Consider the following 12,363-nt stretch of genomic DNA (forward strand, 5'->3'; position numbering starts at 1 on the left):
CCGTTTAAACACCGGGACCCTAAGAAAGAGATGAATTATTTATTATTCAGCAACTTAGGGATTTCTCCCAGCAGCCATTCACGGGTAGTTGCATCGCTTGATGTCTTCATAATGTCTTGTGTGTAGACATAGCCGTTTTTGACAGCGGGAAGACTCTTCCACACCTGACTCTTCAGCATTGCTTCTGTGGATTGCTTGGCTTCATCGGCAACAGGAGTCAGCAGGAAAATCCGGTCTCCGGAATATTGTTCAATCGCCTCCATAGATACTTCCTGGAATCCCAAACCTTCGTCAAGCACCTTCTGGATCGCGGGGGTTGGCTTGAAGCCATTCTCACCATACAGCACCTGCGAAAGTCCGGTGGTGGCCATTACGAACAGCCGGTCACCGGGATAATAGGTGAAGACAGCTGCGGTTTCTCCCTCTTTCATCAGACCGTCGCTTTTCAATTGCTCCCACATGGCGGTTTCCTTTGACTTGTACTGGGTCAGCCAGGCTTCCGCTTCAGCCGATTTATCAAGAAGTCCGCCGATTTCCGCCAGCCGTTCCTGCAGCGGGGCGAAAGTATCGAAGATTACAGTGGGTGCAATTTTGGACAATGCCTCGAAATCCGCTTCGTCCGTTCCGCATAGATGATCAAGTCGGGTTGAAGCGACAAAGTCTTCTCCAGGTTAATCGGGAATCCTACATCCTCGACACCCTTCAATTGGCCTTCGAACACCTGGCCATCGCCCATCGAAAGCGGATAACCGACTGCCTGCACACCCAATGCCAGTAAGTCACCATAGGTTTCTCCGGAGTAAACTATACGTTTCGGTGTAACCGGAATCTCCACAGTATGGCCTTTGTAATCCGTATAGGAGCGGGTTTTCGCTGCAGCTTCACCAGTGCCAGCGTCGGATGCCTCTGGAGCAGGTGATGCGCTCGCGGCGGTATTGCTGCCAGCAGAGTTAGCCGCAGCATTGCCGGCAGATGGTTCTGAATTTCCGCACGCGAGCAGAAGGATGCTCATCACGAAGATGACACATAACGCGGCGAAGGGTTGTCTTGCCTTTTTCATAGAATCTTGCCTCCCCAGAAATATATAACGATTAACAATAATGATAATCATTCTCGTTAGAAACCAATCTTAAAGGAAACCCGTTCTTTACTCAATGGACAAAATTCAAACCGTTCTTTCATTTTGTACAAATCTGTTGCTCCCGGATAGGAAGAAGTAGTTGCGTTGCTTCAAAAAGAAATAGTTTCATTATGTTAATAACAACTTGATAATATCAAACATTCATGCTAAACTGTTGTTAATAACAAAATGTTAATAACATAAATCAGGAGGTTTTGTTTATGTTCGGATTCCGATTCGTGAAATTCCAGCCCAGCGATTATGTGCTCAAAGTGAAGAACGGCAAAGTCGTCCGTGAAGGCATCGGTCTTTCTTTTCATTATTACGTGCCGACCACGTCGGTTGTTGTAGTGCCGGTATCCTCGATTGATGTCCCGTTTATGTTCGAAGAGATTACGAGCGATTACCAGACGGTGACCGTCCAGGGCCAGCTGACCTACCGGATCGTCGATTACCGCAAGACCACACAAATCCTCAATTATACCTACAATTTGAAAAAGAATACGTACCTGTCCGATGATCCCGGCAAGCTGGCCCAGCGGGTCATCAACATTGCTAAGGTGCTGACCAAGAAGCAGCTGGAGCAGCTGCCCCTGCGGGAAGCCATCCAGTCAAGCGAACGTCTGGCCAAGACCATTACCGGGGAGATCGAACGAAACGCGGAAATTGAGAAGCTTGGGATCGAGCTGATGGGGCTGTCGATTCTGGCGATTGTTCCGAACAAGGAGACCCTTCGTGCACTGGAGGCGCAGGCCAGAGAAGAAATTCTCCGCAGCGCAGACAATGCGCTGTATGAACGGCGCAATGCCTCCATTGAGCAGGAGCGGCGGGTGAAGGAAAACGAGCTGAATACGGAGATTGCTGTTGAGACGAAGAAGAAGCAGATCCGTGAGACCCAGCTGGATGCAGAGCGTTCAGTAAAGCAAAAGCAGAACGAAATGAAGGAAGAGCAGCTCAGCTTCGATACCGCACTGGAAGAGAAGAAGCAGGAACTGATCGAACTCACTGTGGCCAACCAAAGAGCGGAAGCGGATGCCAAAGCCTATGAGCTGTCGGCGGTGATGAATTCGCTGCAGGGGGTATCGTCAAATGTGCTGCAGGCACTGACCAATGTCGGCATGAATCCGGATAAGCTGATCGCCATCGCCTTCCAGGAACTGGCTGAGAATGCCGGGAAGATTGGCCAGCTGAACATTACGCCGGATCTTCTGCAGGGAATTATGGCCGGATCGGCCGGAAACGGGGCAGGTGCGGCGAGAGGAGCGGGAGGGCGATGAGCGGCCGGATGTCCGAGAATAAAATCATTCTGATCAAACGCAAAACACGGCTGGAAGAGCTGGTGGTCCGCTACAATACGATCCAGCAGGCCCAGTTCTATATTGAGCGGCTGGGTGCGGATTTCAGCGACTATATCAGCGAGGATCATCATTACCGTAAGGCGGTGGAGACGGCAGTGATTGAGCTGAGCGCCATAGGCAGAGTTCAGCTGCTGGAGCGGCAGCATGTCCCGAATTTCATCTTCGGTGATGAGGATACAGTGGTTGTACTTGGACAGGACGGACTTGTTGCCAATACGCTGAAATACTTGCGGGAGCAGCCGCTGATCGGTGTCAATCCCGATCCGCAGCGCTGGGATGGAGTGCTGCTGCCGTTCACCGTCAAGGATCTGCGGCTCCTTCTGCCTGAGGTGTTCCGGGGCCAGCGCCAGGTGCGCGAAGTGACCCTTGCCCGGGCGGAGCTTAATGACGGACAGAGCCTATACGGCGTCAATGATTTGTTCATCGGCCGCAAAACCCATGTGTCTGCACGTTACCAGCTTCAGCTAAATGGTGTAACCGAGCAGCAGTCCTCCAGCGGCATCATTGTCTCCACCGGTATGGGTTCCACCGGCTGGCTCAAGAGCGTCCTTGCCGGAGCGACGGGCATTGTCCGCAGCGCAGCCGGGCTGCAAGTGGATGCTGAAGCGGAGGCAGTAATTGGCTTGGCCGGTTCCGGTCAGCGGCTGGCCTGGGATCATCCGCAGCTTTATTTCACGGTGCGGGAACCTTTCCCCAGCCGTACGACCTCCGCCGGAGTTGTCTTCGGACAGATCGGCGCTCAGCAGCCGCTGCGGATTACCTCGCAGATGCCGGAGGACGGGGTCATTTTCAGCGATGGAGTTGAAAGCGACTTTCTGGAGTTCAATTCCGGTGTGGAGGCAACCATCAGTCTGGCTGAGAAAAGAGGGAGACTGGTAGTGTGAAGCTATGGTCAACAGCCGATTTACCGTATGGATAAGAGCACAAAAGGCTGTCTCAAGCAGAATAATCTGCGGAGACAGCCTTTTCGAAAGGTAAGCAAGTCCTATTGAAAGTTCCGTCCTTGATTCATCAATGAGCCATAGTTTTGGCCGATTGGAGAACCGGAATGCGATTGAACCGGATTAAACGACGGGTTTACCGGGGTATGCACCGCATGCATAGGCTGCTGTTGACCATAGGAAGGGTTAAAGGATGGGTTGAAGGACGGATTGAAGCTTTGAGCGCCTGTATTATTTCCGACATTTTGAGAGGACTGCTCAAGCTGTCTAAGCGTCTGTGACACCTGCTGCATCTGCTGAATAGCAGTGTTATGGCCCTGCAGCGCATTTTGAATAATTTGACTAGCCTTGTGCTCACGTTGGGCCAGTTCTTCCAGTCTTACCGCATTTTGCTGCTCCTGCTGGAGAAGCTGCTGATAATTCTGGCTGGCTTGCTGGGTCTGGCTCACAAGCTGTTGAATGATTTGCTCGCAATGGCTGATCTGGCTGGAAAGGTTTGAATTCAAAGTGATTTGCCTCCTTGGGCGTTGAGTTTGGACTTGCGGGTTTATTATCTCTGAGAAATCTGCGGAATATTCATGGCCATTCAGTTTTAGGAGCGTGGGACTAGCAAGAACGAATAGGTACAGGCAGCGGTGCAACTAATGAACTTTGATTTCGTCTATCTAGATGACTTTCTATAATCACCCATAACCTGGAGGTGGGGCAACATGAATCCGCATGATAAGGCCGGCTGGTGCAAGGCTTATTGGGCGCACAGTATCAAGCTGGTGCTAATGTTTGTGCTGCTGTTTACGGCTTGCTTTCCCGGAGCGGCGGCAGCAAAGGCAGCGTCGTCAGAGCTGATCATTGTCAACAAGAAGACAAACAAACTCGGTTATTTTAGCGGCGGCAAGCTAGAGAAGATTTTTCCGGTGGCAACGGGCAAAACGAAAAGCCTGACCCCTGAAGGTAGCTTTCCGATTGTGGTCAAGGTCAAGAACAGACCTTACTACAAGGAGAAGATTCCCGGCGGAGATCCGGCCAATCCGCTCGGTGACCGCTGGCTCGGACTAAAAGTGAACGGCACGATGGGCACAACTTACGCCATTCATGGCAACAATAATGAATCCTCCATCGGCAAATATGTCAGCGCCGGCTGCATCCGGATGCATAATGACGATATCCACTGGCTGTATCCGCGGGTGGCCAAGAATACAACCGTTATTATTACGTCCTCCTCATCGGATATGGAAACCATTGCTTCCAAAGCAGGTTATACACTCGGCCATAAAGTGTTCGCCGGGACGTACATCATTCATGGTGAAAGTGTAAAGCTAAAGGATCCTTTTGTAGTGGAGGACTCCAAAGTCTTTATTCCTCTAAGAGAATCCGTCGCCCTCTGGGGCGGCACATTGAAACTTCAGCCAGGGACCGGTGCACTTATTATTACCATCGGGGATCACACTGTGATTCACAAGCCGCAGACTGCTCAAGCGGTAGTTAATGGGAAAGTGGTTGCAATGACAGCTTCACGGCTGGAGAGCAGCAGGCTGCTCATTCCGCTGGACAACGTCACCGGGCTATTCGGATTGCAGTTCACCTGGAAGCCGAAGGAGCAGACAGTGACTTTCGCGGACTAAATTAACGTTCATCGTAATTATTGTAAGACCGCAGACGGGAAGGCATCCGGCTACGGTTTTTTTAACATAAACGCCTGCTGGACGACTGGCGGAATTTTTAAACGCTTTTCACTTCACCGGGGATAGGGCAGGATTTACAGGATAAATATTGAATTTATAGGTAGGTAAGTGCAAAGGAGGTTTTCGATGAAAGCTGACCCGATCTATATTGATCTTGCCTATGATGGAGAAACGGTAAAATTTAAATATGACAATACCCACGATGAGTACGCAAAAGGTAAAGTCAGAACCAGTGTCTGCAAAGGAATCAGTAAAGAGGTCACCGGTAAGAAGATTGAATATAAGCTGACTGGATGCTCCGGCAAAAATAGTGATCTGGCGGATTCTTTCAGTCTGAGGATACAAGGAAAACAACTGAGTGAGGAGTGAGCCGTATGACACTGAATTTGACCAGCCGGACTTTAGCACAGGAGGATCTGGACACCATCTGTACGTTTGTCCGGGACGCCGAAGAAGTTTATTTAGTAAGCCCGAAATTCCACTATCCGCTGACGGCGGAGCAAATCCTGAAGGTGCTTGAGAACAGATACAGCCCGACAGTCATCGTATCCGGTGATGCGCCGGAGCCGCTTGCCTATGCCAATCTTTATGATAAGGATGAGGAGAGCCATACCATTTGGCTGGGCAATGTGATTGTAAGTCCAAGCTACCGGGGGACGGGGGTTGCGGCTCACCTGCTCCAAACCATGATGGATACCGCCAAGCAGGAGCATGGAGTCCGGACGATGAAGCTATACTGCCACAATACGAATACAAGAGCACTGCTGTTCTATTGCAAGCAGGGATTCAGCCCCTGCGGATATAAGGTGCTGGTCAAACCGGATGGCGAGAAGCTAGTAGGGATCGCAATGCAAAAAGAGCTATGACCCTAACGAGACTGAGACTGCTATGATTTCCTATGAGGAGATCCCACCCGGAGTTAATGCTGATCACAGGTAGCTCTTAACTATAATTATTCTTGACCTTGCTTATCGCGGGCAGGCTTTATATACTGTAACCAATAATAAATTCGGACAATTACGGAGGTTCACCCGACTGATGAATAACTAACACGTTTCCCAGCAACAGACCAGTTAACTTGTGATGTGCTTATGCACAAGCCACGGGACGCCCTTGCAGGGTGTACGGTCGGGGATACGTGTGTCGTTCGGGGCCTATACGATGCTAATAGAGGATTGAAGCTGGTGTTGACGGCTTGCCCTGCAATTAAACAGGGGAGGCTACGTCCGCACCTCTGTTTCCTGGCATCGCTCCCCCTTCATACACGACTCTACCGCAGGCCGCTGGCTGCGGTTTTTTTAGTTTCGGTATTTGATGAAGCGGAGGAATGAATATGACCAAGACCTTAATAAAAGCCAAAAATATACGCAAAGAGTGGAATGGCATTGCCCTATTTGAAGGTGTGTCGTTTGAAATCACCGAAGGGGAGCGCGTGCTGTTATTCGGGCGCAACGGGATCGGCAAGACGACGCTGCTGCAAGGACTGCTCGGCCGTCTGGCCTTTGAGGAGGGCAGTGTCTCTTACGGGTTGCCCGCGGAGGCATGGGGTGTGCTGGACCAGCAGCTGGAGATCTCAATTGAAATATCCGTGCTGGAGTATGTTTTCTCCGGCTGGAAAGAGCTAGCTGCGCTTAAAGGCAGACTAGAGATACTGGGCAAGCAGCTTCAGGATACGGAAGGTGCTGATGCAGAGGCGGTGGCCGAATATGGAGAGGTCTATGAGAGCTATCTGCAGTTGGACGGCTATGGCTGGGAAGCCAAGGTGGAGAAATGCCTCAGACAGCTGAAGCTTGATCCTGTGTTATGGGGCCAGCCGTACCGCCTGCTCAGCGGCGGCCAGAAGACACGGGTTCAGCTCGCTGCGCTGCTCGCCCGGCAGCCGAAGCTGCTGGTGCTGGATGAGCCGACGAATCATCTGGACAATGAGACGATGGAGTGGCTGGAGGAATGGGTACGGAGCTATCCCGGTACGGTATTGTACGTTTCCCATGACCGTACTTTCATTGACCGGACAGCTACTGCTGTGCTGGAGCTGACTCCACAGGGCTGCCGCCGTTATCCCGGCGCCTATAGGGAATACCGCGAGCAGAAAGCGCTGGAGGCCCGCACGCTTGAAGGGCAATACAAAAAGCAGGAGCAGGAGAAAGAGCAATTGCTGGAGAGCATCCGCCGTTACGCGGAATGGTTCCAGCAGGCGCACCGCGCCGCCGGACAGAACGATTTCCTGCGCTCGAAATCGAAGAAGAATGTTTCCCGCCTCCATGCCAAGGAGGCCAGCCTGGCAAGGCTGGAGAAAAATCGCGTGGAGCTGCCGAAAGCAGCACCCAAGCTGAACATGAAGCTGGAGAGTGAAGCTTTCCAGGGAGATGCGCTGCTGAGCTTACACAATATCCGTTGTGCCTATGGAGACAACCTGGCGCTGCTGGAGGATTTCAATCTCTCCTTGCGGCGGGGCGACCGGCTTGCCGTTCTGGGACCGAACGGTGCCGGGAAGTCCACGCTGCTGAAGCTGATCGCAGGAGTTGCACAGCCCTCCGGCGGTGAAGTGACTCAACATCCGCGTACTCAAATCGGTTATTTTGCTCAAGAATTGGATCATCTCAATCCTGAATCGACCTTACTGGACAGTCTGCTGGAATTGCCGGGGATGACGCAGACGGAGGCACGGACGATTCTGGGCTGCTTTTTATTCCCCCGGGAAGATGTCTTTAAGCACATTGGCGACCTTAGTATGGGCGAGAAATGCCGGGTAGCGTTCCTCCGCCTCTACTTCGGCAGAGGCAATCTGCTGGTGCTGGATGAACCGACTAATTACCTGGATATCGACACCCGGGAACGGGTGGAAGAGGCGCTTGCGGCCTATCCGGGCGGGCTGGTTATCGTTTCCCATGACCGTTATCTGCACACTAAGGTCGCCAACCGGCTGCTGCTGCTGGAGCATGGGCGGAGACCGCAGTTTTTCCCGGGCACTTATGAGGAATATACTGCAAAGGAACGCGGCCGGGTGCTGACCCCTGAGGAGCAGACTCGTGAAGGAGAATTGCAGTTGCTGGAGATGAGCCTGGCCCGGCTTATGCGGAGCGATGCCCTGGAGACAGAGGAAGAGAACCGGGAACTGATGGCAGAGATTGTGAATCTTCGGAAAACCATCGGGACGCTGCTGGAGGAAAACTGAATATTATGGAGAATTACTTCTTAGAATGAAGAAGCAGTAAAAACACTCCAGGGGGAGCGTGCAATATTCGATGGGGCAAACGTTGGAAACCAGGCTTGAAATGAGTGACTTTGTGGGATTCTGGAAAAGGGTGTTGATCAGCCTGCTGGATTTTATTATTCTGGCCATTCCCGCCTATTATCTGAATAGATGGTCGCTTTCAGCGGCGGAGAATTACAATTCTTTAATCCCGCTGTTGATTGAGTGGGGGGCGCTGGCAGCATTCAATATTTTTATGGTTGTGAAGTATGGCGGGACACCGGGGAGGCTGCTGCTCAAAACAAGAATTGTAAACGGAAGCGGCGCTTTTCCTACGGTGAAGCAGTCGGTGATCCGCTACAGTCTTTATCTGATCAACTCGCTGCTTGCGGTAGTTATAACTTCTGATGAAAAGATGATTTCTTCGTTGTCCGGCTATTTTTCCGATTGGGCGAATCTGAACAATGGTCTTAATGAGATTCTGGGTCTTATTATTATTGTAGATTGCCTGATTATTGTGGTTACCCGCTACAACCGGGCATTCCACGATATGATGGCCGGAACATATGTAGTAAATAAAGACGCACTGGATGAACTGAAGTAAGACAAAAGGGGAGGGAAACGGGTTGATCAACTACCCGATTCTATCCCTTTACTTGTCTCCGGAAAAAGTGCCCCCTTAACTAACCTCAAGTACAGCCTTCATGAAGATTTTCAGTGCTGAAGGCTCCCCCTCCTTGGTCCATTGTTGCAATGCCTCCGATTCACCTGCGACATAAGAAGCAAGCTTCTCTTGCAGCAGTTTGTCAAAAACCTCCGGCTGCTTTTCCCGCTCAGACTGAAGCTTCAAGATCATCAGGGGCCAGCGGTAACCGCTTGTTCGATAACCGTGCTCAGGATAACGTTTCGCCAGCTCCAGCACGGAAGAAAGCGGCTGGCCGGCGGCTAGTTCCGCCGCCAGATAGCTGCCGATAAAGCGGTGGCTGAGGTCTTCCTCCAGCGCAACGGCAAACTGCTTGCGGGCCTCTGCCAATTGCCCCTGAAACATCAGTGCGGCAGCATGGATGGCCATCACATAAGAGCTTGGCTTTTCCTGAACAAGCTCATTATATATGGAATAATATTTGTTATAGTTCATCCAGTCGGCGTGGTCAAAGTAGTGATCTACAAGTGAAAAGGTAAACTTGGCATCCGGACGCAGCTGAACGAGCTGGATTAACAAGGGAATTGTTGCATCCTCCGCTTGTTTATCTTTTGCATAGGAGGCTTTGGCTGTCAGGAGATGGGTTAGCATTTTCAGGGCATGGGCATCCTGCGGATTTGCAGCGTAGTCCCGGCGGTAGGCTTGCAGTGCCTGTTCGAGCTTCTTGTCCTTAACAAGCTTATCTGCGGCAGTAAGTGTACGCGACTTGTAATAAAAGAAAGGCAGATTGCCCACGGTATCATCGTTCAGCCGGTAGCCGTTGCTGCGGGTAAGCAGCTTGCCTTGCTCATCAAAAGCATCGATGGTCCACGAGAACCGGCCTTCAGGATCTGCGAACCCAAGCAGGGAGGACGGATCAATAGTTTTCCAGTCATCTGCGCCACCGCTGATGGAGAAGCCGCCGGCATCGTATAACTCTTCTGCCGGGATGGTTACCTTATTATCCTTAATGTTCTGCCGGACTATGGTAGTGAATGAGCCTCCCTCTATGACGGTACCGCTCAGGTTGTAATATGCCGCGGTTTTTACTGGTTCCCATTCAAATTTAACAGAGGAATCTGTAACCACTTGTGAATTTACGGGAGATTTCAGTTCAAGCAGTGGCTGCAGAACGATATTTTTGGTGAAATCATCCCCTGGCTTGATTTCAATCCAGTCCTCAGACTGTACAGGCCAGGTCCAGCCGTCAATCTGGGCAAAGCTGACGCCGATCTGAAGCTGATAGAAGCCGGGAATGACCCCGCTGAATTCAAAATGCCCGTTCTCGTCGGTAACGATTTGATAGGGTTCGGAATCTTGCATCACACTATGATAGATCTCGCTTTCCGCACGGAGAAAGATGCCGGCGCGCGGCACCGGGGTTCCATTGCTTTTGGTGAGTGTACCTTGTAGGGTCGCCGGTGTATGGATACCCATATCTACAACAGCTTGCAACGCCGTCTGAAGGGCAATAAGCCTAATTTCGCTGTTAGTACTTCCCTGTTCAAAGGCTCCAGTACTGCTGTCATCGCCGCTTTTTCTCGAATGGATCTCCTGCGTTTCGCCCCCGCCATATTCATTTTCCACTTTTCCCCACTCCAACCGGTAACGTTCCAGCGCGGCTGTAACCAGAGTTAATGCCTCACGGCTTTTCCCTTGGGCAAAAAGCAGCCGTCCGCCAAGCCAGGCCGTATGGGCATCTATTTCCAGATCGTTGTACTGGACAGGGAAATCCGCTTGCTTAAGCAGGTCTTCCGCCGCTGTAAAATTACCGCTGTTCAGTGCCCGTTCTGCCCGGATCAGCGTCAGTTCCTTTGCCAAGGAGGAGTTGCTGCTAATCCGCTCCACCGCAGCTGCCAGTGCCTGGTCAGCCTCATCATCCATTGTGCCAATCACGTCGTACTCATAGAGCAGCTGCTTGACCGCATTCAGCATAGAATAGTCAGCAGGGCCTTGCCTAATATACTCCTGCAGGAATTTGATCCTGTCTCCGGGAAGCAGAGGGGAATGAGGTTCTTCGTTTTCGCTTTGTGATGACTGAGTCATCGAAGCTCCGATATACACATTGAAGCTGTACGAGGTATCTAGATTGCCGGGTTCAATGACCTTTGTGCGGATCAGCTCTATCCGTTTGCTGCCGGTGCTGCCACTTAGAGTATTGAGAAGTTTTATTCGATCATCCTTGGCTGTGGAAGCCGATAAGGAGGGGCTTCCTGTTCGGGATTGTGAGAAAGGCTGTACAACAGCTACAATAGCCAACAGAGAGAGGGGCAGCAGCACAAACAGCACCAGATGTTTGACCTTTAATCTAATTTTCATACCGTTTCACCGCCCGCTCATAGATGTCTTTCCAGTACATATTGCCTCCGGCTTTGATTAATTCACGTTGTCCCGGCTGCTGAACAGCTTGCTGGGTTTCAGTACCGGTATGCGGTGAATATAACAGCAGTGCTCCTGTTACGAGGATTGCCGTGCAAGCCCCAACAGCTTTGAGCGGAATTTCCAGCTCCTTGTTCCAAAGTGCCAGCAGACGGGCCCGGCCCGTAGGAGGGTGGGTTTGCCGCAGTACCTGTTCATGACCTGTGAAAGTGACGGGACGGAGCTCCTCATCAAGCCGCTGTTTGATTTGTTCACGATCCGTATTCATAGGAAATGCCCTCCTTCTCCAAAGTCTGCTTAAGCAGCATCCGGCCTCTGGCCAGACGGGATTTAACCGTATTCTCCGCTGTGTTCAGCTCCGCGGATATTTCGCGGATGCTCATTTCATGGAAATAGTACAAGGTCAGACTTTCACGATAGATGTAATCCAGGCTTCGGACGGCTTCGACCAACCGCACATGATGCCATTCCACCATAAAGTGTTCTTCCGCTCCAGCGGAGGCACCGGACTCTTCCATCCATTGTCCGCTCTCCGCCGCAGGGAAAATGCTCCGCCAGCCCCACGTCCGCTGCTTCATCCGGCAGCGGTTGACAACAATGGAAACCAGCCAGGCCTTTAACCGCTGCGGATCCTGAAGCTGGGCCATTTTGGCGTAAGCCTGAATAAAGGTATCCTGCACGGCTTCTTCGGCAGATTGCTGGTCTTTAAGCAGCAGGCAGGCGGTTCTGAGCAGCACATCACCATAAAGCTCCATCAACAGGCGGAGAGCCGACTCATCCCTAGCAATAATTCTTTCTATAATATCCAGATGAAGCTCCCCTCCCTTTACTATTAAGATGCGTGCTGGAGGATTATGGTTGCGTAAGCAGGGGATTTTATCCTTAGATGCTAAATCAGAGTTGAATAGCAGATCGAATTAACTCAAAAGCAACTATGCGGAGTTGTCCAAATAGCTGCTTTTTTATTTATTTTTTTAATTGATTAATTTTTAGAGGAGTTAGGCGTAA

11 protein-coding genes and 1 pseudogene are annotated in these 12,363 nt (G+C 51.2%); 7 read left to right on the forward strand and 5 right to left on the reverse strand.

Annotated features, from left to right (window positions below):
* Nucleotides 1-35: 35 nt before the first annotated feature.
* Nucleotides 36-1,060 (reverse strand): annotated as a pseudogene (locus tag NST99_RS33645) (ABC transporter substrate-binding protein).
* Nucleotides 1,061-1,341: 281 nt separating this feature from the next.
* Here NST99_RS33645 and NST99_RS05820 point away from each other — a divergent pair.
* Together NST99_RS05820 and NST99_RS05825 are read left to right on the forward strand one after the other, a co-directional pair.
* Nucleotides 1,342-2,397: an SPFH domain-containing protein gene (locus NST99_RS05820; RefSeq protein WP_341090270.1), complete on the forward strand. Its 1,056-nt coding sequence runs from the start codon at nucleotides 1,342-1,344 to the stop codon at nucleotides 2,395-2,397.
* Entirely contained in the window at nucleotides 2,394-3,362 is a 969-nt protein-coding gene (locus tag NST99_RS05825; protein ID WP_341090273.1) for a sugar kinase, read from the forward strand. The genes NST99_RS05820 and NST99_RS05825 overlap by 4 nt, the downstream gene beginning before the upstream one ends.
* Before the next feature lie 101 nt (nucleotides 3,363-3,463).
* Here NST99_RS05825 and NST99_RS05830 read toward each other — a convergent pair whose 3' ends face one another.
* Nucleotides 3,464-3,925 (reverse strand): hypothetical protein, encoded by a 462-nt coding sequence (locus NST99_RS05830; RefSeq protein ID WP_341090275.1) that lies wholly within the window; start codon nucleotides 3,923-3,925, stop codon nucleotides 3,464-3,466.
* A gap of 204 nt (nucleotides 3,926-4,129) precedes the next feature.
* Between NST99_RS05830 and NST99_RS05835 the strand changes: the two genes are divergently transcribed.
* The 5 genes from NST99_RS05835 (at nucleotide 4,130) to NST99_RS05855 (ending at nucleotide 8,898) form a co-directional block, all read left to right on the forward strand.
* Nucleotides 4,130-5,041, forward strand: coding sequence for a L,D-transpeptidase family protein (locus NST99_RS05835; protein WP_341090278.1), 912 nt, complete (start codon nucleotides 4,130-4,132; stop codon nucleotides 5,039-5,041).
* Nucleotides 5,042-5,227: 186 nt separating this feature from the next.
* Nucleotides 5,228-5,470, forward strand: a complete 243-nt coding sequence (locus tag NST99_RS05840; protein ID WP_341090279.1) for a DUF4362 domain-containing protein — start codon at nucleotides 5,228-5,230, stop codon at nucleotides 5,468-5,470.
* Nucleotides 5,471-5,475: 5 nt separating this feature from the next.
* Nucleotides 5,476-5,967 carry a GNAT family N-acetyltransferase gene (locus NST99_RS05845; protein ID WP_341090282.1) on the forward strand — a complete coding sequence of 164 codons (492 nt, stop codon included), beginning with the start codon at nucleotides 5,476-5,478 and terminating at the stop codon, nucleotides 5,965-5,967.
* A gap of 467 nt (nucleotides 5,968-6,434) precedes the next feature.
* Nucleotides 6,435-8,276 (forward strand): ribosomal protection-like ABC-F family protein, encoded by a 1,842-nt coding sequence (gene abc-f, locus NST99_RS05850; protein WP_341090283.1) that lies wholly within the window; start codon nucleotides 6,435-6,437, stop codon nucleotides 8,274-8,276.
* Nucleotides 8,277-8,346: 70 nt separating this feature from the next.
* On the forward strand, nucleotides 8,347-8,898 hold the full coding sequence (locus NST99_RS05855; protein ID WP_341090285.1) for an RDD family protein: 552 nt from the start codon (nucleotides 8,347-8,349) through the stop codon (nucleotides 8,896-8,898).
* 75 nt (nucleotides 8,899-8,973) lie between these two features.
* Here NST99_RS05855 and NST99_RS05860 read toward each other — a convergent pair whose 3' ends face one another.
* Genes NST99_RS05860 through NST99_RS05870 form a run of 3 tightly spaced genes read right to left on the reverse strand, consistent with a single transcriptional unit; the run spans nucleotide 8,974 to nucleotide 12,230 of the window.
* Nucleotides 8,974-11,295, reverse strand: coding sequence for a carboxypeptidase-like regulatory domain-containing protein (locus NST99_RS05860; protein ID WP_341090288.1), 2,322 nt, complete (start codon nucleotides 11,293-11,295; stop codon nucleotides 8,974-8,976).
* Nucleotides 11,285-11,623, reverse strand: a complete 339-nt coding sequence (locus NST99_RS05865; protein WP_341090289.1) for a hypothetical protein — start codon at nucleotides 11,621-11,623, stop codon at nucleotides 11,285-11,287. The genes NST99_RS05860 and NST99_RS05865 overlap by 11 nt, the downstream gene beginning before the upstream one ends.
* Nucleotides 11,607-12,230, reverse strand: a complete 624-nt coding sequence (locus tag NST99_RS05870; RefSeq protein ID WP_341097571.1) for an RNA polymerase sigma factor — start codon at nucleotides 12,228-12,230, stop codon at nucleotides 11,607-11,609. Before NST99_RS05870 ends, NST99_RS05865 begins: the two co-directional genes overlap by 17 nt.
* Nucleotides 12,231-12,363 lie beyond the last annotated feature (133 nt).

Source organism: Paenibacillus sp. FSL L8-0470 (genome assembly GCF_038008625.1).
Classification (GTDB): Bacteria; Bacillota; Bacilli; order Paenibacillales; family Paenibacillaceae; genus Paenibacillus_AQ.